The organism is Microcystis sp. M015S2 (genome assembly GCF_020245945.1).
Classification (GTDB): domain Bacteria; phylum Cyanobacteriota; class Cyanobacteriia; order Cyanobacteriales; family Microcystaceae; genus Microcystis.
Map to the genome: position 1 here is coordinate 123,267 of NZ_JADBTX010000004.1, position 21,277 is coordinate 144,543.

A 21,277-nucleotide genomic window follows, 5' to 3' on the forward strand; every position below is an offset into this window, starting at 1 on the left:
TGACTTCTGTTTCTCACCACTACTCAAGATTAAAAAATTGACGATGATATCAAGTGCTGCTAGTCAAAAAGCCTTATTAGTTCTGGCCGATGGTACGGTTTACGAGGGTTATTCCTTCGGGGCCAAGGGAACCACTGTCGGCGAAGTTGTCTTTAACACGGGGATGACCGGTTATCAGGAAGTCCTCACCGATCCCAGTTATGCCGGTCAAATCGTCACTTTTACCTATCCGGAATTGGGAAATACGGGGGTTAACCCCGAGGATGAGGAGTCAATTCGTCCCCAGGTGAAAGGAGCGATCGCCAAAAATATCTGCCACCGGCCCAGTAATTGGCGTTCTAGCCAATCCCTACCGGATTATCTGGCCGCTCATGATGTTATTGGCATCTATGGCATCGATACCCGGTCTTTGACCCGCAAAATTCGCTCGGTTGGGGCGATGAATGGGGCAATTTCTACGGAAATACTCGATTATCACGATTTACTGCGGCTAGTGCAGGCGGCCCCCAGTATGGCGGGGTTAAATCTCGTTAAAGAAGTTACCACCAAGGAAGTGTACGAATGGACGACTCCCACCCCGTCCGCCTGGGAATTTGCGCCAATCGATAGTGATCAAGAACCGTTAACGGTGGTGGCGATCGATTTTGGCATCAAACGCAATATTCTCCGGCGTTTAGCCAGCTACGGTTGTCGGGTGATCGTGGTTCCCGCTGACACTCCCCCGGAAAAAATCGCAGCCTATAATCCCGATGGTATTTTCTTTTCTAACGGACCGGGAGATCCGGCGGCTGTCACCGAAGGGATTGCCCTAGCCAAGCAACTTTTGCAAGGGGAAAAACCCACTTTTGGCATCTGTATGGGTCATCAAATTTTAGGGCTATCCCTGGGAGCAGAAACCTTTAAGCTGAAATTTGGCCATCGCGGGTTAAATCAACCCTGTGGACTGCGGCAACAGGTGGAAATTACCAGTCAGAATCACGGTTTTGCCGTGCAGGAAGCCTCTTTAAATCCGCAAGTGGAGATTACCCATCTCAACCTCAATGATCGCACCGTAGCGGGTTTAAAACACAAGTCTCTGCCCTTTTTCTCGGTACAATACCACCCCGAGGCCAGTCCCGGCCCCCACGATGCCGATTATCTGTTTGGCCAATTTGTCGATTTAATGCGGGAAGCAAAAAAGGGTCGGTCGTAAATTTTTAGGATATACTAGGGTTTTGATTTTTACGGCTCTAGAGCTAGGAGGCGATTATTCCAGAAGCAATTAACTTGACCGTCAGCTTGCGAGGCACGCGTGAGGTCAGAGATAAGTACCAAATTTTCCGTTTGACGGGTCTTTTAGATGCCTTTTCCGAACCGACTTTTTGTAAGGTGATCGAAGGCTATGTGGAGGAAGGTCCTAAGGATGTGATTATTAGCCTCGCTCAGATTGATTTTATCGATAGCTCCGGTTTAGGGGCTTTAGTAAAATTGGTGAAAAAGGCCAAAACCGAAGGAGGCAGTTTACAAATTGTTACCAATGCGCGGGTAACTCAAACCGTAAAACTGGTGCGATTGGAGAAGTTTTTGTCCCTGCAACCCACCCTAGAAGCAGCGGTCGAATATCTAGAAAAAGCGTAAATCGTGGAATCTCCTCTCGAAAAAATTCGCTTACAGGTCAATGGCGAGGGTTCACCAATCCTAGAGGGTCTTGACCGATTATCGCCCGCTTCCCTGGCCTATCTAGGGGATGCTGTTTATGAATTATATATCCGCACCTATTATTTACTGCCGCCCCAGCGTCTGGGAGACTATCACGCTCAGGTGGTGAGCAAGGTCAGGGCCGAACAACAGGCTTTAGATTTAGAACAACTGCAGCCCTATCTGACGGACCAAGAAAAAGAAATTCTGCGCCGGGGACGCAATGCGGTCACGGGAAAACGCCGTCGTCTGACAGCCCAAGTCTATCAGCAGGCCAGCAGTTTAGAAACCCTGTTCGGCTATCTTTATCTACAAGACCCCTCAAGATTACATCAACTATTAGAAAAACTAGAATTATAGCCCTCAGGTATTATTCCCGACCCCCTTTTATTAATCCATCCAATCATGAGCGATCGACCATTTCGTGGCAAGTCCGATAATAGTAATTTTCGCCGGCCCTCGCGGCCGAAAACCGGGCCAATTCTGGCTAAATCCCCGGCAGTAACTCCAGAAAACCAAGAAGCTGATGATCTGCTCTACGGTCGCCGGGTGGTTTTAACGGCCATGGAGGAGGAGCGCCAACTGAATCGGATTTGGGTAGTCAATCGACTCCGTTATGATCCCCGTTATCATACCCTCTTAGAAAAAGCCAAAGCCAACGGCACGGTAATTGATGAGGTGGATGATCTGCGTCTCGATCAGATTACCAATAAGGCCAATCATCAGGGGATCGCCGCCCAGATGTCTCCCTATGAGTATATAGAATTAGCCGATCTGATCGAGAAAGCTAAGGGCAAAAGTCGCCACCCCGTCATCGTCATCGCTGAAGGTATTACGGATCCCCATAACCTTGGGGCAATTATTCGCACCGCCGAAGCCATGGGTTGTCAGGGGGTAGTTATTCCCCAACGTCGCGCCGCCGGGGTGACATCGACGGTGATGAAAGTGGCGGCGGGGGCCTTGGAATATTTACCTGTGGCTAGGGTGGTTAATCTCAATCGTGCTTTAGAAGAATTAAAAGCGGCCGGTTTTTGGCTCTACGGCACGGCGGCAAAAACTGGTAAATCTTTACACACAATCAATTTAACGGGCGCGATAGGATTGGTCATAGGTTCGGAGGGAGAGGGGTTGAGTCTGTTGACCCAAAAGTCCTGCGATGAGTTGGTATCTATCCCCTTGGCAGGCAAAACCCCCAGTCTCAATGCTTCGGTGGCGGCGGCTATGGCTCTTTATGAAGTTTACCGTCAACGCTGGCAAAATTCCCCCGACTGAAAATCTGTATTTTTCGACACTCCCAATAGCCAAAAGGAGAAAGTATAAATAAAATAGGAAGGAAGTTTGCGAAATGTAAACGAACGTAACAAAACCACCAGAGTAGATTTAGATGGGGAACGAAATGAAAGAATTTTTGATTAGCTTACTGGAAATGTTCGGATTAGCCTACTGGGTCGAGATTAAAACCGACTATCCCAGATGTACTTATTATTTCGGTCCTTTTCTCGCTAAAGACGAGGCTGAAGTCGCTCAAGCTGGTTACGAAGAAGATTTGAAAACAGAAGGAGCGCAGGGAATTAAATTGCATATAAAACGTTGTAAACCCGAAGATTTAACTATTTTTGAGGAAAAAGAAGAAAGCAAGCTCCTGAATACCCTAAAGGTATTACGCAGTCAAGCTTCTTAACGACTTTCAGTGATCGGTAATCAGTAATCAGTGATCAGTAAACAGTAAACAGTAATCAGTGAAAAGACAGCGGAAAGCTGCCTTTTAATAATGCACACTTAATACCGATAACTGGTAACTGATAACTGATAACTGATGGCTAAATATCAATGGGATCGATTTAAAAAACAGCTATATTCTGCTTCTGTCAGTCTTCCCGCTTCGTAGAGAGTATCGGTAATTTCTGCCAGGGTTAAAACCGAATAAGGTTGATAACCATGACTACGAAGTTTATCTTTAACGGGACCACCATGGTCGATAAAAACCACGATATCATTAACTAATAATCCCGCCGATTTAATCTTTGCTGCCCCCTCGATCGCACTTTTGCCAGAAATTAAAATATCGTCCACCACTACCACAGTTTCCCCCACTTGAAAATTACCTTCAATTACTCTTCTTGTGCCGTGAGCTTTTACTTCTTTGCGGGGGAAAATCATCGGATGATTTAATAATAAAGATAAACCCGTAGCTGTCGGTAAAGAGCCGTAGGGAATACCAGCAATGCGGTCAAATGTCAAGGTTTTTAATATTTCTCCATAGGCTTCAATTACCTGCTGAAAAATATTAGGATTAGAGATAATTTTTCTGAGATCAATATAATAGGAAAAAGTTTCTCCCGATGCTTGCACATAATCGCCAAACATCAAGCAGCCAATATCAAATAATTGTAGAATTAAATCCTGATGAGGATGTTGTTTTAAAAGACAAACGTTAGCAGTCCAAGTCTCATCTCCGCTTGATTCTTGCTGGTGATTTTGTTGAATTTTGTTGACTTCCTCGCGTAAATCCTTGACTTTTGCCCCCAAATCGGGTTGAGATAAAAAGTCTTGGGGTACAGGAATTAATAAACCCTCGCCATGACTATTTAAACCCACAGTAATTAACTCGGAGAATTTACTTTTGTCTTCCCAAATACTGCGTAATAAAATCAATCTTTCGGGGGCAAAATTGCGAATCTTTTTCAATATCTCCGGTTGAGTGGTTCCCACTTCTAAAAATACTTGTTCGGGAGTTCCCCAAGTGCAAGCTTCTTTGACAACTTGCAGATAAAAAGGATTGTCGCGACTGGGGAATTCTTGCAGATTAATCGCGCCTTGATTGGAAGTATGACAGAGGATAAAAGCGCCATGCTCGGGGTAAACTAAAAAAGGAGCAACGTGATCCTGTCCGGAGTAGGGATTGAGAGTAACCGCGTCCACCTGCCAAGTTTTAAAGATAGTCTCGGCTAAAATACTGCTAGTATTAATATCACCGTGTTTAGCATCCAAAATTACCGGGATATGAGCGGGAATTGCCGTTAAAATTCGCTGTAATAATTCTAACCCTGCCGCTCCCAAAGCTTGATAAAAGCCTAAAGTTGGTTTGTAGGCACAGACAAAAGGGGCAGTTTCATCGATAATAAACTTGAGCCACCGTTCTAAATTAACGATTAATTCTCCCGGGGTGGGGGGCATCATTTCGGGGTTAGCATCTAAACCGAGGACAAGTAGAGTCTGGTTTTGACTAATGGCGTGGTTTAACTTTTGAAAAAAATTCATCGGTTCCTAATCTCAGGATTCTGGATTAGTTCCTAATTCTACACTATTTGGTCGAAAAATAGGCTGTAAAATTGTCTCGTGCAGACTTTTTCTGGTGTCAGCGTCAAGGAATTTCTTTTGTAGCGGTTGCCATTCTTGCCATTTTTGGTGACGGATATTTCGGAAAATTTCTAGTAAGGTGGGCATTTCCTTGGCAAGACAATTAGGGAAAATTTGGCTAAGAAAAGCCGAGAGAACACAACAATCCTGCATTTCTCCGAGAATACTTTGAAGGTTTTTAATATCTTCTAGATACTCTTGATATTTGTCGCCATAAAAGTGAGTGAATAACTCCATATTATAGCGGGAACGCTTGGCTTCTTTGCGGAGATCGTGCAGTAATAATCCTTCTTTTTCCAATAAGTCATCAATTTCTTGACTAGAAAACTCTCTTACTTTTTGATCTTCCTCTAAATTTACCCCAACTAACCAGCCTTCATGGAGTAAAAAGCGACTTGCTTGCGGTAATAATAAGTCCGGTAAAACTGTGGCAATATCTAATTTTCCAATCGGTTGATAGGTAGGATTATCCAACCAACTGGCAAAATCTGCCTTAAAATTGAGAAATTTATCGGACTTTAAGAGTTTTTCTACCTTAGTAAAAGCCTTCTTTCTTTGGCCTTCGAGAACTTGTAAAACTTTCTTCAGTAAATCCTGTTCTTTCGGGGGTAAAATTGGCTGATAATGGCCGACAAAAGCCGATTTTAACACATCTAAATCCCGCAATTCTCCTAAAATTCTGCCCAGATTACCCACCCGTTTTTGATCGGCAGATTTCGGCATGGTTAAAGCGGGGGCAAAACCGGTTAAGGTACTGCGAAGACGACGCATTCCCACCCGAATTTGATGTAATTCTTCCGTATCCTGATCGAGTAAAACCCCAACTTCATGTTTAAGAACTTTATGAAAATGTTTATCAATACCGATATAGGCCCAATCGGCAACAGTTTTAGCCCGAGGATTAAATTTGTTAGTCATTTGTCTTTAGGGAGGAAATAATGTCAAGATGATGATAGAATCTTTAAATAAAGACTGGAACTAATAGATCCCATTTATTCTATACAATAGGATGAAGCAGCAGCTTTAAGAGAAGTTTATGGATAGTTTTTGGCTAGATTATGCGGGGGAAATCGCTTTTCGCACTGGAGAGCATCTTTTCTTGACGGGAATAGCCATGGCTATGGGTAGCTTAATCGGTATTCCTCTAGGTATTTTAATTAGTCGTCAAGCTATTCTCGCTCAACCGATTATAGCGATCGTTAACACCCTACAGACTATCCCCAGTTTAGCCCTATTTGGTTTTTTAATTTCCGTGCCTTTTTTGGGAGGAATCGGCAAAATTCCCGCTATTGTTGCCCTAACTCTCTATACTTTACTGCCAATTGTTTTAAATACCTATCTGGGCATCAAAAAAGTTGATCCCGAATTAAAATTAGCCGGGTTATCCCTAGGCATGACCGACGGTCAAATCCTGCGCTATATCGAATTACCCCTGGCCAGGGCGACAATTTTGGCAGGAGTGAGAATTGCCACGGTGATTGCTATCGGTGTGGCTACGATCGCAGCTGCCATCGGTGGCGGTGGTTTGGGAGTGTTTATTTTTCGCGGTATTGCCACGGTCAACAATCAGTTAATTTTGGCGGGGGCAATTCCTGCCGCTTTTTTAGCCCTTGTTGCCGATTGGAGTCTCGGTCGGCTAGAAAAGACCTTTTCCCCTTCGCAACGTCCGAAAAAGCCCTCTAAATGGCAATGGGGCTTAGGTTTAATCGGGTTGGCCTTGCTATCTTTCCTCTTGACTCAAATTTTCCATTCATCCCCCGGCACCGTGGTGATCGGTTCCAAAAATTTTACCGAACAGGTGATTTTAGGGGAAATTTTGGCACAGGAAATCGAAAAAGAGACGAATTTACGGGTTGAACGTCAATTTAATCTCGGTGGTACTCTGATCTGTCATGAAGCGGTGAAAGCGGGTAAAATCGATGGTTATGTGGAGTATTCTGGCACGGCTTTCACGGGAATTTTGCAGGAAAAACCCCTTAACGATGCCCGATTAGTCTTTGAAAAGCTGCAAGAGATTTATCCAGAAAAATTTAATCTAGAAGTCTTTCCCAGTTTAGGATTCGAGAATACTTTCGCCATTGTTATCCGGGGAGAAACCGCCAGTCAATACAATCTGAAAACTCTCTCGCAAGTGGCTAAATATACCCCCAATTGGCAAGCGGGTTTTGGTTATGAATTCTTGGAAAGGGAAGACGGTTACAAGGGATTAGCGAAGACCTATGGTCTAACTTTTGCCGGACCCCCGAAAGTGATGGATTTAGGGTTAATGTACCGCGCTTTAGCCGAAAAACAGGTGGATTTAGTGGCGGGAAATTCCACCGATGGCTTAATTCCCGTGCTAGATTTAGTCATCCTAGAAGATGATCAACGCTATTTTCCTCCCTACGAAGCGGTACCGATTTTTAACCGGGATAGTTTGCAAAAATATCCGCAATTGCGACAGGTTTTAGCTAAACTCACTGGCAAAATTACCTCCACAGCTATGCAGAAATTAAACTATCAGGTGGATGGCCGCGATCGCAGGGTGGAGGAAGTGGTTAAAGAATTTCTAGTCTCCCTCTCTTAACCATTTAGTCACTCCCCCGGGTTGATCGATTAAAGTAATGCCTTGGGCTTTTAATTCTGCTCGAATGCGATCGCTTTCGGCGTAATTTTTCGCTTTTTTCGCCTCTGTCCGTTGTTGGATGAGATTTTCGATATCCGCTGCACTAATTCCCTCAGAAACAGGGGTTTCTCCCTGGTCAGCGGCCATTTCTAAGCCCAAAACCCTAGACAATTTCACCAAAGTATGCCATTTTACCGCTAATTGGGCCAGATTGCTGTCCGTCTTACCCGCATGGGTTAAATTATTACCCTCCTTGCGTAATTCCTTAGCGATTTCAAATAACACCGCTAAACCACCGGCAAAGTTAAAATCGTGATTTACCGCCTCTTGAAAGCGATTTTCTAGCTCTTGGTCAGTAATTGCGGGATTATCTGGCGGAAGATGCTTATAACCAAAGGATAAACCCTCTTGTAAAGTATGCCAGCCATTAGTGGCCGCCTGCAATCCCTCATCGGAAAAATCGATCGGTTTGCGGTATTGGGCGCCTAAAATTAATAATCTCACGGCTAAGGGGTCATATTTTGCCAATAACTCGCGAATAGTGATGAAATTACCGAGGGATTTCGACATTTTTTCCCCAGCCACCTTAACCATGCCATTATGTAACCAATAGTGGGCCAGAGGTTTACCCGTAGCCGCTTCACTTTGGGCAATTTCGTTTTCGTGGTGGGGAAAAATTAGATCACTTCCCCCCACATGAATATCGATAGTTTCTCCCAATTGTTCTTTGACCATGGCCGAACATTCAATATGCCACCCCGGACGACCTTGGCCCCAGGGAGAATCCCAACTAGGTTCCCCCGGTTTTGCCCCTTTCCAGAGGGCAAAATCAAAGGGGTCTTGTTTTTTAATTGCTTCCGGGTCGTCGGTTTCTACCCGGCCGCTGGCCCCAGCTTGCAAATCATCCAGTTTTCGCCCTGATAGTTTGCCATAATCAGAAAAACGACGGACGGAGTAGTAAACATCGCCATCGCTGGGGTAAGCATAGCCTTTTTGTTCTAATTCATAGACTAGGCGCTTGATACCGTCGAGGGTATGAGTGGCCCGGGGATAAGCGTCCGCCGGTCTGACTCCTAATTTTGCCATATCCTCAAAGTAGGCCTCGATAAATCTCTCGGCCACGGCCGCCATGGTGGTATGTTCATTTTTAGCCCGATTGAGAATTTTATCGTCAATATCGGTGAAATTCTGAATATAGCGCACTTTATAACCGAGATACTCTAAATAACGCCGCACCACATCCCAAACCACACAGGTACGCGCATGACCCAAATGGCAATAATCATAGACGGTAATGCCGCAGCAATACATGGAGACCATGCCGGGGATGAGGGGGGTAAAGGGTTCTTCGCGACGACTGAGGGTGTTGTAGAGGATTAAGGTCATGGAGGGGGAATTTTTTTTCTGGGGAAAAAGGCTAGTCCAATTTTATAGCAGTTATCAGTGATCAGTTATCAGTTACCGCTAACCACTTTCCCCGTTCCCTGAATTTCGTTACTATACTTTGTGTTTTTTGTCAAGAGGTTTTTAGGGTTTTAGTAAAGATATGACGGTAAGATTCGAGGAGATAGGACTGTTTTGATGACAACTATTATTGATAGAATCGATAGAATAACGAGAGGAAAGCTTGATTGTTTGCCTCAACCGACAATTTTTAATTGTTAATAAACTTTGACCAGACCCTAACTATGAATGAACCACCTAATAGCGCTGGCGATGAAATCCAATTACCCCGGGGAGAAAGAGTTGACCAGCTAAGAAATCTCATCGAAACCCTACGCATTGCCGATGAAGTGGCCAATCGCGGTTATTTGATTACCAGCGCCGAAGTGGCCGATTTAATGGATATTAATCCAGGTGCCGTTACCAGTCGCGGCGACCATTGGCCGTGGCGAAATTGGGTAATCTCCCGGGTCAGACGCGAGGGAAACCAAATTCTTTGGCAGTTGGAAAAAGTCGATTAGGATTAATTGCAACTATCGGTTAATTTCTCTCGTAATTATCTCGTCATTTTCCCCGAGCAGATGACGCGCAAAACGTCGGGCCAGGGGCGGAGCCGATACGAGTGTACTGGTAAAACCAGAAAATACCTGCAATCCCACTTTATCTGCGATCGCTCCCACTAGGGGCCGTCCCGAGGGGGCAAAGGCCACTAGGCAATGATGACAGCTGCCGGGGAGAGAGGCTAAAGAGGGCAGCAATGTCCCCACGGCGGCGCGTATTGCTTTTTCCCCCGCCAGAGGGTTTAAAATCGCGCCTGGATCGGTGATAATGGCGCTAATTTGCCCTAGATAAAGACTTTGATCCCGGAATTGTACCGCTCCCGTTTCTAAAACACTGGCAATTATTTCTGGGGTTTCTCTCTGCCAAATGCCCTGCTTTTCTAGTTGGGTGATTTTTTGCTCTAATAGCAATCTAGCAGCAATTGCGGGCATAACTAGGGTGTTTAATTTGATCTCAGTGGGGGGAATTTTGATCACCTGGGCATGGGTAAAATAGACGGGAGCAGCAATACCAGATTTTTGCAGTAAAGACCGGGTTAATCCCCCCGCACAGACAATAGTTTCCCCAGCATGATAATTATTTTTAGGAGTTTTTACGCCGGTAATTCTCGATGCAGTTTCAATTAATTCGATGACAGCTTCCCGAATAATCGTGCCTCCCAGACGCAGAAAAGCTTGTTGATAGGCAAGATTAGTTTTTTCGGCGTTGATGTGACCGTGGGGCAGTCGTAAAGCTCCGGAGATAGCAGCGGGATTTAATAGGGGTTCTAAAGCGATCGCTGCTTGCGGATCGAGAATTTCGGGGGTAATAGCAAAGATAGCAAATTTTTCGGCCACAGTGGCTGGATCATCTTCGGGGTTAACGGTGAGAATTAGCTCTAGGTCCCGGTATTCGTTATCTATGCCCAATTCCTGCGATAAATTGCGCTGAATTTCTCGACCTTCTTGATATAATTTTCTCTGGATTTCTGTGGTGGCCGACCAATAGGCTAAACCCCCGTAACTGTAGAAAGTGGCGTTGAGGGGATGGGTTTCTTTTTCTAATAAGAGGACTCGACTGCCTAGATTGGCTAGTTCATAACTTAAGGCGGAACCGGTGATACCACCACCGATAATTATATAATCATAAGTTGTGGTCATAATTGGGCTAATTTTTCCTCGATTAACCTATTCTATCATTATACTTGCTCGGTTCCCTGGTTCTGATTTGAGCAATAATTGCTATAATTACAGAAAATGTTAAAGGCGGGATCGGATAACTATGAAACAGTTAGAAACTAGGGGGATAACTGACTCATGGATTAAAGGTAGTTGGGAAGAATACCTAGCAGCGATTAACAACTTCCCAGAAAATCAAGGCAAAAGTTATTATTACAATGGCTATTATCGATTAGAAATGACTCCTATTGGATTTGAACACGCTAGAGATCATCACGTTGTCTTTTTGGGGGTGAGTCTCTACGCTATCCTCAAAGAAATTCCTTTTCAAGGACTCCCCACTTGTTCTTATCGTAAAAGAGGAATTAGAGAAGTGCAGCCAGATATATCTTACTATCTAGGAGAAAAAGCGAATCTGATACCAAATGGGACTTCGATTATTGATTTAAATCAGTATCCCCCACCAGATTTAGTCATTGAAATCTCAAAATCTACCCTCAATGATGATCTAGGCAATAAACGCTTACTCTATGAAGAATTAGGGGTTAGTGAATACTGGAGTGTTAAGGTAGATGATCCTCAAATATTCGCCTTTGAAATAATCGATCGAGGTAGCAAAAGAATTGATATATCAAAGGTTTTACCTAATTTAAAACTTGCGGTTTTAGAATCAGCTTTACAACAGGCACGCACCAGAGATCAAAGTCAGGTGGGACGTTGGTTAATCAGTCAATTTCAAGGTTAAATCTTACTGTTTTTTGGCAGCCGCTTTCTCCAATAAAGACTCGGCAAAAGCGAGGGCATCTGCTGCCGAATTTCCTCCCGTTAATTGTGCCAATTCTTCCCTTCTCGTCTGACGATTATCGAGAGAAGTAACCCGGACAACCGTGCGAATTTCCGAGAGATTAGTGGGATTATCTTCGGCAATCATTTGTTTATAAACTCGAAAATGGTGATCAGCTAAAGCAGCCACTAAGGGTTGATGAGTGACGCATAAAACCTGATATTGTTGACCTAATTGATCTAATTTATCGGCAATTGCCTGGGCAACTTTTCCCGATACTCCCGCATCAATCTCGTCAAAAATTAGGGTTGCCGCTGCCGATTGAGATTGGGAAAAACAGGACTTTAACGCGAGGAGAAAACGACTCATTTCTCCTCCGGAAGCGGTACTGGATAAAGGTTGGATTTTTTCCCCCGGATTGGGACTAAAATAAAATACCACTTGATCGACTCCCAGACTGCTAGGATTACCCGGGGCAATCCGACAGACAAAAATCACCTTTTCCATGGCTAAAGGTTTTAATTCCTGTACCAATTGTTTTTCTAGTTGACTAGCGGTTTCTTGTCGCAAAAAGGTCAACTGGGTGCTAGTTTCTTGATAGATTTTTTCCTGTTGCTGACAAATTTTTTCTAATTCCTCAATCGATTGTCCTTCTCCCGTCAACTCCGCTAATTCCTGCTGTAATTTCTGATAATAATCGATCGCTTCGGCTAAACTTGGGCCATATTTGCGACAAATGCGCTTAAGTTGGACAATTCTCTCTTCTATCTCGTTCAATCTCTCGGGATCTGCCTCTAGACTATCCCCATAAACGTTGATTTCCTGTCCCGCTTCTACCACCTGATTTAATGCCGATCGCACCATCTCTAAAATTGGCTCTAAACTTGTATCATAAACCATCATATTTGTCAAAATATTTTCAGCTTTTCCTAACAAATCGGCGACGGCCGGTTGATCGCGATCGTTTTGGTAGAGTAGTTGATAGACTTGATAACTGGAATTTTGCAAATCGACACCGTGGGAGAGTCGGTTTCTTTCCTGTTCTAACTGTTCCAACTCGTTAGCGTCAGTTAAATTAGCTGATTCTAGTTCTTTTAGTTGATATTCTAATAAATCTAATCTCTGTAGGCGATTTTGTTCCGATTGCAATCTATTATTGAAAATATTCTTGCTTTCTTGCCAGTTAGCGTAGGCTGTGACTACTTTTTCCCGCTGCAGCAGCAGGGATTCACCCCCGTAGAGATCTAATAATTCCCTCTGTCGATTAGCGTCCATTAACTGAACTGTTTGACCTTGAGCGGTGATTTCTACCAAAAAATCTCTTATTTGCGCCATTTGTTGGCGATTAGCGACGACTCCGTTAATCCGAGAGCGAGAACGCAAGGAATTATTAGTAATCACTAATTCCCGGCTGATGGTCAGACTATTATCCTCTAATAGGTCAATTTCCTGACTTTCTAGCCAAGCAATTAATTCTGGAGTCAGAGAAAAAGTCGCTTCTAGGGTTGATTGTTGGCTTCCCTGACGGATGACGCGATGATTGACTTTACCACCGAGAACAATATCGATCGCATCTAATATAATTGATTTTCCTGCCCCCGTCTCACCGGTCAGTACATTTAATCCGCTGCCGAAAGTTAATTCTAAGCGATCGATGAGGGTAAAATTGTGAATTTGTAGGCAGGATAACATATATCGGTAATCAGTAATCAGTTGCTATTCTTATTATCCTTCAGCATCCCCTAATTGTCCCCGAAACGGTAGCCCTTCCCATAGACAGTATTAATTAGAGGTGTTTCTCCGGCCGCTTCGATTTTACGACGCAGCAAACGCATCAGGGCAGGAACCACATTACTATTAGGTTGCTCTCCTTCTGACCAGAGATGCTGATAAATTTGTTCATGGGTGAGAAGTTGACCAGGATGGGTCATAAATAAAGTCAACAATTGTACTTCTTTTGCTGATAAACTGATCGTGCGACCGTGACGATAGGCCACTTGATTTTCGCTATCGAGTTCCAAATCAGCAGATTTTAGTTTACTGCTATTACTAGCTTCAAAATTGGGAGAACGACGCAATAAAGCGCGGACTCTCGCTAATAATTCTCGCAGTTGAAAGGGTTTGACTAAATAATCATCAGCACCGGCATCTAATCCCGCCACTCGATCGTCTATGGTATCCTTAGCGGTTAGAAACAAAACGGGAGTGGTGTCCCCTTGATTGCGTAAATATTGACAGATTTGTAATCCGGATTGCTGGGGTAACATCCAATCGAGAATTAAGAGGTCATAATTATTCTCTTGTGCCAATTCTAAACCCGTCCGACCATTATCAGCAATATCAACTTCATAGCCTTCTTGAGCAAGAATTTGTTCTAAGGGTTCGGTTAATTCTTTTTCATCGTCAACAATAAGTATTTTCATAAAAGTAAAAAAGATGGTGTCGGGTGTTGGGGTGTTGGGGTGTTGGGGTTTTGGGGTTTTTTAGTTGAATCTCCCCATTTCCCCATATCCCCATTTCTCCTAATTATCGATCTTTGGGTAATAAATTGCGCCATTCGAGAGGGATATAACTTTCAATAAATCTAGCTAGGGTTGGGTAATGACGCTGATATAAAACTCCCATATAGATAATACCAAGTCCTAGGACGGTTAGGGCAAAGGGAAAAAAAATTGAATCGGCAAAGAGACGATAGGAGAGATAGGAAAGATAGCCAAATACTCCGATCCCTCCGAAAACCACAAATAATCTTCTTTTTAGCAGGACGGATAATAACATCAATCCCAAGTTAATTAGACAGTACAAAAATCGTTGCGCTTCATTATCATCGATGAGGAGAGATAGACTAAACCAAAACATAATTAATCCGAATAGGTATAGCCAAAAAGCAAAATCTCCCCGACTGCGACGCTGACGTACATCAATTAAATAGGCAGTTATTAAACAGGCAATTCCAAACCAAAAGGATACCCACAGTCGCAGTCTCCATGTATATTCGTTCTCTCCAAATAGTAAAGAGGTTAAGTCCATTGACATATACCACAGACTAAAAGCGATCGGTGCAGTTAAAAAGGGAAATTTAACAAATCTCAAGGTTATTAATCCTGCGATAATCGTGCCTAATTCCATTAAAAACCAACTACCTTTAATCCATATATGGAAATCTCGATAGATGCCCGGATATCCAGCTTGCCAGTATCCTGTCCAGCGTTGTAAACCATAGATTGCTAAGGGAGTCATTGCCACTGCCATAGTGAATAAAAGGCCGCCGGGGATTTTGAGGTTTTGCTGAAAATAGAGATTTTTTCCCGTAAAAATAAAACAAACTGCATAAATCAGGGCGATAAAAAATAGGCCTGCACCGCCGAAACTCTCCCAAGCTTCGTTCATAAACCACCCCAGGGCGGAAATAACAATTAATGCCCCAAAATAATAGGCCACATTGGCAAAATTAAAGCGAGGGCGATTAACTTCATCTTCTTGGGGATAACGGGATAAAAAAGCCGTCCATAAATTTTCAGCTTGGCTGGCAGTAATTAGGTTTTGTTGTACCGCCCAATCAAAATCTTCTCTTTCTAGTCTCATAACATTCTCTAGTCCTTAAGCTAAGATGTATTTTAACCGCTTATCCTAAGGATAAGGGAATAGGGCATAGGCGCAGATGTTAAATCCTGTAGTAAAACTTAACATTTACCGATTGCAACATCCGAAATCTGCAAAATAGAGTATAATTCAGTCTAGATTAACTATTATCGAAGCAATTATGATAACTAAATCAGAACTCTATGAACAAGATTTTCAATTATGGCTGATCACAACAATAGGTCAGTTGGAACAAGGAGATTTTCAGGCATTAGATGTATCTCATTTGGTTGAGGAGTTGAAAGAATTGGGTAAATCAGATAAAAATGCCTTGGAAGGAAATTTAATGATTTTGCTGGCTCATTTACTGAAATTACAAGTACAATCCTCCGCCCCTGAAAGCATAAAATCTAGCTGGTATAGCTCCATTGTCGAACACAGAGAACGAGTTATCGCCTTACTAGAAAACACCCCTTCTTTGAAATCTCATCTAGCAATCGCCATCGATAAAACCTATCCTAAAGGTCGTAAAATTGCCATCAAGGAAAGTAAATTGGCTGACTTTGGCATTGCGATTCCTCCAGAGGAAACCTATCCCCTAGACTGTCCTTTTTCCTTAGAACAAATTCTTGACGAAGATTTCTATGGCTGATAATTCAAAATGCTGCTAAAAAGTCTTCAAATCTCAAAAACTGGGAAACTATACAAGTCACATCTGTCTCCCGATACTAACCGATTCGACTGACTTTAAATAGAGCTTACAAGCTTTTTTGCCCAACCCTAGTTAATCAGCCTTCAAAAATAAGTAAAAATTATAAATTTAAGGTAAATAATTAAAATATTTAAATATTTGGGGCGATTAGTTCAATGTAACAAGTAAGTTACAAGATTTTGATTTTCCCAGAATTTGCCAAAATTTAGCTGTAAATCGGGGTTGCCTAGATTTAATAATATGGTATGATCGTGGTATGCTGTGGGCTTAGTTTAAGCATTAAACCTTAAATCAACGGAAAACCAAGACAATCAGGGGACTGTGTTGATTCTCTTGCCCAAAAAAAGCCCCTAATGGTGACATTTCTTTATGTGACAATTTTTTAAGTTTTGTAAAGGCTATTGACTTAAAGCCAGAATTGTGTAATGTGGATCGAGAAATAGTCTTGAGTATTGACAAAAAAACCCTTACCTGTAACCTGTAGGTAAGGGGTTGGGGGGTTAGGTCAAATCAATTGCGCTTAAGGTACTTCAGTCCAGCGCCTAAGCCTCCTAGCACCAGCAAACTCAGCACAGCTGACGGTTCGGGAATAGGGGCCGAAAAGTTAGAAATCGTCACACTGCCCCGTCCAACAATGTTGTCCACAGTGAAAATACGGAAACCGAAACTGTCGCCAGCTAGGACGTTAAACGTCGATGTCCCGTTTTGGACAACACCTCCCCAATTATCAGTTACTTGGGTGAAGCTGCCGTTGAGCAGATAGCCAAAGGGATCCCAGAAAGGCGCATCAGGAGTCGAGTAGTTCCAATCAAACGTCACCGTCCCAGCCGCAGCCGCAGTGGTGGTGTAGTCTGTGGTTCCAAAAGTGCCAGAACCATTGTCCCCCCCAGTCAGGCTAATGGAAGCGGGAGCGCCGGTGGTATCGACGAACCCGTCGGCATTACTATTGGCAAATGTCCAATTAATGGGAGCGTAGGCATCTTGGAAACCGAACACTGTGGCGGCACTAGCACTAGAAGCAGCGGCCAGAGTGAGGCTAACAGTAGTGACAGTCATTGCGGTCTATGACCGCAATGACTCGAATAATTTTGGCGATTTGGTGGCCATGGCCTTGGAAATAAATTAATGTACCCCCTAAGTCTAAAGACGACCAAAATATTTTTCAAGAGGATTGGCTAAAAACTGGGACAATGTGGACATCGATCGAAAGACTAAGCTAAACTGGTAATGAGTATGTATTAGGGCGGAGGTCAAGGGATACAACTATGGACAATGTGGAGGTAAAACAAAAACCGATCCGGTGTTTAGAAGATGCGATCGAAAGGTGTCAAACTTTAGGAATGCGGGTTAGTCGTCAGCGTCGCTATATTTTAGAATTGCTGTGGCAAGCGCAGGAACACCTATCAGCGCGAGAAATTTATGATCGTCTCAATCTGCAAGGAAAAAACATCGGTCATACCTCAGTGTACCAAAACCTAGAGGCTCTATCGGGTCAAGGCATTATCGAATCTGTGGAACGCTGGGACGGCAGACTCTACGGCAACATCAGCGATTCCCACAGTCACGTCAATTGTCTGGACAGTCAACAAATAATCGATGTGCATATCGAACTTCCCCCGGAATTAATTAAACAGATCGAGGCATCGACGGGGGTAAAAATTACCGATTATCGCATCGATTTCTATGGCTATAAACAAAACAAATGAGCCAGATCACTGTATAATTGCCCCTGTGAATAGTATCCGTTGACAGGCTGCAACTCTTGTGATCGATCGCCCTCTCACCCTAATTATCATCGATAATGACCCGATTTTTCGCTTGGGTCTGGTGCAGGCCTTGTCGCAGATAGAAAATATTACTATCGTCACCGAAGGGGATTTAGAAACAATTTTCGCTTTGACTCTTAATCCGTCCCCCGAAATTATTATTATTGATCCTCTCTTTGATTGGTCTTACTGTGAAATTCTCCACTCTCGCTATCCTGAAAGTAAAATTGTTTTATTAACCTTTCCTCTCGACTCCCGACAGCAACTAATCGCCAGAGAATTAGGCATTGCTGGTTATATTCCCAAAGGCACAAATTTAGAGCAATTTATCACTATTTTAGGGCAAATTTCCCGGGATGAATCCCACGATGTTGTCCCTTCTCCCCTCACCATTGCTACCCGTGCAAGTTTAGCCCCTAGTCATTGGTTAATCACTGCGGGCAAAACGGGATTAAATCGCATCGAAAGTGAATTACATTTAATTGATCTCCATCTTAATCAACAGTCTTTATCCGGCTTTGATCGCTTTTATTGGCAGGGAAGAAAACGAGAACTTTTAGCAGCAATATGGCTAGTGAGAAAACTAATTCCCCTCGAAGGTAGCTATTACAATTCAGCTTCAGTCACACCCCAGGTAATAATCAACAATATCGATCGGGAATTACCAATTTTAAGCCGCGAGCGTCCCCTCTGTGTTTCGGCGGTTTTTGAATCGACTTTAGCAGTTATTCGATCGCCTTTAATCAATAGAACCAAGATCAGTTTTGAAATTGATGTTTTACAGGATAATCGGCAACGGGAATTATTGTATTTAGTTCTCGATGAAATTCGTAAAAATGTCGATGAGATGAGATATTTACAGATTAGCTGCGGGGAATTAACCAGTCGCTTAAATCTGATTATTTACGATATCTGGGAGAAAGTTACCCGTAAATTTTTAGAAATTAATGCCTCGGTTTATGATGAAATTAGTAAAAGTAGGCTTAACGAAATTATTCTGGAAGAAAGAGAGGCAATTCAAACAGAAATACTCAATAAAATTCCTTTTACTCTTGACTTATTTTCCTATTTAGTGTACGAAAATAGTTTAACGATTGACGGAGTAGAATACCGAGCTAATGCTCCTGAAACCATCGCCAGAGCCGAAATTCTGCTGCAAAATCTCATTCATAATCTTGCCAATGCAGTGACGGTAATTATTCTCAATAACTTCTCGGAATCGGAAAGAGTCAAACAAAAACTTTACCGTTCAGAATTTCTCATCGCCAGAAAATTAGCTAAAATCCGCAATGAACTATCTTGGAAATACCGACGACAACAATATTGGCAGGAACCTAAAGATATCTTTGAAAGTCAATATCAATTATTTCACTATAGCGAGGGACAAATCAAATCTCTAGCCATTTATTCCCCCCGACAGGAAGAATTAAACAGTTTAACAGGCATACCCTGGTTAGTTTCGATCGCCTTAGAATTAAGAGACTCTTTATCTCCTCGTTTACGCGCTTTTTTTCGGGTGGTGGGTAAGGGAGTAGTCTATATTCTTATCCAAGTTATCGGTCGCGGTATTGGTTTAGTAGTTCGCGGGGTTTTACAGGGAGTCGGTAATACTTGGCAGGAAGTCAAAGGTAAAAAGGAATTATGAGAATTTACCTTGATAAGTCCTAATTCAGTTGGGCGAATCTAAAAAAAATCCTTAAGAATAGCGTAGGGTAATTGACAATCGAAGGGGCAGTGTATGTATGATTATCATGTAACCATTACATCTGAGTTGTGGGCATTCTCGCCCAGTGATTTTAGATTGAGCAAGGAGTACAGAGATTTTTCCCGATAGAAAGAACTGTCATCCTTTTCTCCGTCTGATTTGTCAGTACCATAGTCGTTTATCTGGGGCTAGATATCGATCAGGATATTACCTACATTGATGACGAAGGGGGAGTACCTCAGGGGTTAATTTTGTCCTAGTTTTGCTAGGGATTAAATGAGCGCTAAGGATTTGATCGCCTTTTCATTAACAAAACTCAATCAAATATTTAAGGAAATCATCAATCTATGGTTTTATACCGATGCAAAGATCCCTATGTCATCACCGTCAGAAATGAGGAGGGATCTTTTCTCTGGAATTTTAATAATTTTCCCTGTAGTTTTGTCGGAGACAGACAGGGTGAAGCCTATACAGGAACGATTCCTTTTGAGTTTAAACCCTACAATATTCCCCTAGTGTTTGCCAATGCGAGATTGTTTTCTGTTTTTGGCTTTGATGATCCAGCCTGGCGGGGAACTCCCTTAGATATTCATCTTTGTTTTGCAGCGGATCAAGGGATGCAGTCTATTACTTTGATTCCGAATAAAGCGGCGAATTTTGATGTAATTGAAGACAGCGAATATTGTAACATTATTCGTCATGTCTATAACAGTAGTTCCTATTTTGAAATCTTTCTGGGTAGTACAGAAAAAGTAAAATATACAGATACTATTTGGCTGTCTATTATGAACGTCTATCCAGACTGACTGTTTACCCACTGCTTGAGGAAGTAGCCTCTCAAATCATTCTCAAAACAACCATTGCTAAATTTAGGAGACAATTCAATGAGTCCTAGCTACGATCAACAACAAATCATCTTCTGTCTTTCGATGTTTGCTAATATCAGTGACAGTAGTACCATAATCAGTGACTTAGCTAATCCCAGTGTCCAGGCAAAAATTGGTCAATGGACAGTGGTTTGGGGACCGGTAATTTACCAACCTTCTGGCAGTTCCACCTGGGGTAATATTATGTATGTAGCTAAAGGACAAAATTCGGCAACCAATAACCCCCAATATGTCGTGGCAATCGCCGCAACCAACCCCAAGTCTGTTTTTGACTGGTTACAGGAAGATTGTGATACCGGCAATATGGTTGTATGGTCAACACAATATCCAGAAAGAGGCAAAATTTCTGAAGGGACGAATGAAGGAATAACAATTTTGCAAAACATGAAAGATTCCTCGAATTTATCTCTCTTAGAATTTCTGACTAAGGAAATTCAAAGCCAACCCAATCAACCAATAGAAGTTATGACCACAGGTCACAGTTTAGGTGGTGCATTATCTCCAGTTATGGCGTTATGGCTTTACGAAAATCAAAAAACCTGGAATCCCACAGGTAAACAAGTCACTGTACAGACACAGTTTTCCGCCGGAGCAACTCCTGGAGATCAAAACTTTTCCGATTACTACGGAACCACACAGCCAGGTCTTAACCAATCTAGCCGAATCTGGAATAGTTTAGACATTGTTCCCCACGCCTGGAATATTCAACAATTAAAGCAGATTCCATCTCTTTACAAACCCTGTAACATTCCTGAATCTTTAACCATTTCGGCAATAGTTGAGAAGCAAATTAACAAAGTCAAAAACTGTAACTATCAGCCTCTTAACCCCACAACTTACGCCATGAAAGGTTCCTGTGGCGTGTTTTCTCAAACAGAAAGTACGGCAGTAAAACAGTTTCTTCAGGAGGCTTATTTTCAACACATTCAAGCTTATTTTAATCTGCTGGATATTGACTGGCCTATCACGCAAAATGTCTCTGATGCTTTAAATTTAACACAGCAGGAATTAGATACAATAGCGAACAATTTGAGTTAA

21 protein-coding genes are annotated in these 21,277 nt (G+C 42.8%); 13 read left to right on the forward strand and 8 right to left on the reverse strand.

All coding sequences use genetic code 11. The annotated features are described in order from the left end of the window. Positions 1 to 43: 43 nt before the first annotated feature. From carA to IM473_RS00840, 5 genes are all read left to right on the forward strand, one after another. Positions 44 to 1,192: a glutamine-hydrolyzing carbamoyl-phosphate synthase small subunit gene (gene carA, locus IM473_RS00820; protein ID WP_287656952.1), complete on the forward strand. Its 1,149-nt coding sequence runs from the start codon at positions 44 to 46 to the stop codon at positions 1,190 to 1,192. Between the two features lie 74 nt (positions 1,193 to 1,266). After that, on the forward strand, positions 1,267 to 1,617 hold the full coding sequence (locus tag IM473_RS00825) for an STAS domain-containing protein (RefSeq protein WP_287656954.1): 351 nt from the start codon (positions 1,267 to 1,269) through the stop codon (positions 1,615 to 1,617). A 3-nt stretch (positions 1,618 to 1,620) separates the two neighbouring features. Next, positions 1,621 to 2,037 carry a Mini-ribonuclease 3 gene (locus tag IM473_RS00830; protein WP_287656956.1) on the forward strand — a complete coding sequence of 139 codons (417 nt, stop codon included), beginning with the start codon at positions 1,621 to 1,623 and terminating at the stop codon, positions 2,035 to 2,037. A gap of 45 nt (positions 2,038 to 2,082) precedes the next feature. Then, positions 2,083 to 2,949 (forward strand): 23S rRNA (guanosine(2251)-2'-O)-methyltransferase RlmB, encoded by an 867-nt coding sequence (gene rlmB, locus IM473_RS00835; RefSeq protein WP_287656958.1) that lies wholly within the window; start codon positions 2,083 to 2,085, stop codon positions 2,947 to 2,949. A gap of 112 nt (positions 2,950 to 3,061) precedes the next feature. Continuing rightward, positions 3,062 to 3,358, forward strand: a complete 297-nt coding sequence (locus tag IM473_RS00840) for a DUF1816 domain-containing protein (RefSeq protein WP_287656960.1) — start codon at positions 3,062 to 3,064, stop codon at positions 3,356 to 3,358. A gap of 146 nt (positions 3,359 to 3,504) precedes the next feature. Here the strand turns inward: IM473_RS00840 and IM473_RS00845 are convergent, their stop codons facing one another. Then, positions 3,505 to 4,938 carry a bifunctional orotidine-5'-phosphate decarboxylase/orotate phosphoribosyltransferase gene (locus tag IM473_RS00845; protein WP_287656962.1) on the reverse strand — a complete coding sequence of 478 codons (1,434 nt, stop codon included), beginning with the start codon at positions 4,936 to 4,938 and terminating at the stop codon, positions 3,505 to 3,507. A gap of 12 nt (positions 4,939 to 4,950) precedes the next feature. After that, a complete protein-coding gene (locus IM473_RS00850; RefSeq protein WP_287656964.1) occupies positions 4,951 to 5,955 on the reverse strand; it encodes a CHAD domain-containing protein in 1,005 nt (334 codons plus the stop codon). Positions 5,956 to 6,073: 118 nt separating this feature from the next. Between IM473_RS00850 and IM473_RS00855 the strand changes: the two genes are divergently transcribed. Then, a complete protein-coding gene (locus IM473_RS00855; RefSeq protein ID WP_287656966.1) occupies positions 6,074 to 7,603 on the forward strand; it encodes a glycine betaine ABC transporter substrate-binding protein in 1,530 nt (509 codons plus the stop codon). Here the strand turns inward: IM473_RS00855 and cysS are convergent. After that, positions 7,586 to 9,028 (reverse strand): cysteine--tRNA ligase, encoded by a 1,443-nt coding sequence (cysS, locus tag IM473_RS00860; RefSeq protein WP_271935288.1) that lies wholly within the window; start codon positions 9,026 to 9,028, stop codon positions 7,586 to 7,588. The two genes, IM473_RS00855 and cysS, sit on opposite strands and share 18 nt — an antisense overlap. A gap of 302 nt (positions 9,029 to 9,330) precedes the next feature. Between cysS and IM473_RS00865 the strand changes: the two genes are divergently transcribed. Then, on the forward strand, positions 9,331 to 9,606 hold the full coding sequence (locus IM473_RS00865) for a hypothetical protein (RefSeq protein WP_002768833.1): 276 nt from the start codon (positions 9,331 to 9,333) through the stop codon (positions 9,604 to 9,606). Positions 9,607 to 9,618: 12 nt separating this feature from the next. Here IM473_RS00865 and IM473_RS00870 read toward each other — a convergent pair whose 3' ends face one another. Next, a complete protein-coding gene (locus tag IM473_RS00870; protein WP_287656968.1) occupies positions 9,619 to 10,785 on the reverse strand; it encodes an NAD(P)/FAD-dependent oxidoreductase in 1,167 nt (388 codons plus the stop codon). Between the two features lie 121 nt (positions 10,786 to 10,906). Between IM473_RS00870 and IM473_RS00875 the strand changes: the two genes are divergently transcribed. After that, complete coding sequence (locus tag IM473_RS00875) at positions 10,907 to 11,548, forward strand: Uma2 family endonuclease (RefSeq protein WP_287690316.1); 642 nt, start codon at positions 10,907 to 10,909, stop codon at positions 11,546 to 11,548. Positions 11,549 to 11,551: 3 nt separating this feature from the next. Here IM473_RS00875 and recN read toward each other — a convergent pair whose 3' ends face one another. From recN to IM473_RS00890, 3 genes are all read right to left on the reverse strand, one after another. Next, positions 11,552 to 13,279, reverse strand: coding sequence for a DNA repair protein RecN (recN, locus tag IM473_RS00880; RefSeq protein ID WP_287656974.1), 1,728 nt, complete (start codon positions 13,277 to 13,279; stop codon positions 11,552 to 11,554). 50 nt (positions 13,280 to 13,329) lie between these two features. Next, entirely contained in the window at positions 13,330 to 14,010 is a 681-nt protein-coding gene (gene rppA, locus IM473_RS00885; protein WP_287656975.1) for a two-component system response regulator RppA, read from the reverse strand. Between the two features lie 103 nt (positions 14,011 to 14,113). Then, entirely contained in the window at positions 14,114 to 15,172 is a 1,059-nt protein-coding gene (locus tag IM473_RS00890; RefSeq protein ID WP_287656976.1) for a DUF2157 domain-containing protein, read from the reverse strand. A gap of 178 nt (positions 15,173 to 15,350) precedes the next feature. On the opposite strand from IM473_RS00890, the gene IM473_RS00895 reads away from it, so the two are divergent. Next, on the forward strand, positions 15,351 to 15,821 hold the full coding sequence (locus tag IM473_RS00895) for a DUF29 domain-containing protein (protein WP_287656978.1): 471 nt from the start codon (positions 15,351 to 15,353) through the stop codon (positions 15,819 to 15,821). A gap of 570 nt (positions 15,822 to 16,391) precedes the next feature. On the opposite strand, the gene IM473_RS00900 is transcribed toward IM473_RS00895, so the two are convergent. Beyond that, entirely contained in the window at positions 16,392 to 16,937 is a 546-nt protein-coding gene (locus IM473_RS00900; protein WP_287656980.1) for a PEP-CTERM sorting domain-containing protein, read from the reverse strand. A 209-nt stretch (positions 16,938 to 17,146) separates the two neighbouring features. Here IM473_RS00900 and IM473_RS00905 point away from each other — a divergent pair, with 209 nt between their 5' ends. The 4 genes from IM473_RS00905 (at position 17,147) to IM473_RS00920 (ending at position 21,277) form a co-directional block, all read left to right on the forward strand. Continuing rightward, entirely contained in the window at positions 17,147 to 17,587 is a 441-nt protein-coding gene (locus IM473_RS00905; protein WP_287656981.1) for a Fur family transcriptional regulator, read from the forward strand. 58 nt (positions 17,588 to 17,645) lie between these two features. Further along, positions 17,646 to 19,292, forward strand: coding sequence for a DUF3685 domain-containing protein (locus tag IM473_RS00910; RefSeq protein ID WP_287656982.1), 1,647 nt, complete (start codon positions 17,646 to 17,648; stop codon positions 19,290 to 19,292). A gap of 407 nt (positions 19,293 to 19,699) precedes the next feature. Beyond that, positions 19,700 to 20,158, forward strand: coding sequence for a hypothetical protein (locus IM473_RS00915; protein WP_287690317.1), 459 nt, complete (start codon positions 19,700 to 19,702; stop codon positions 20,156 to 20,158). Positions 20,159 to 20,236: 78 nt separating this feature from the next. Beyond that, positions 20,237 to 21,277: a lipase family protein gene (locus IM473_RS00920; RefSeq protein ID WP_287656984.1), complete on the forward strand. Its 1,041-nt coding sequence runs from the start codon at positions 20,237 to 20,239 to the stop codon at positions 21,275 to 21,277.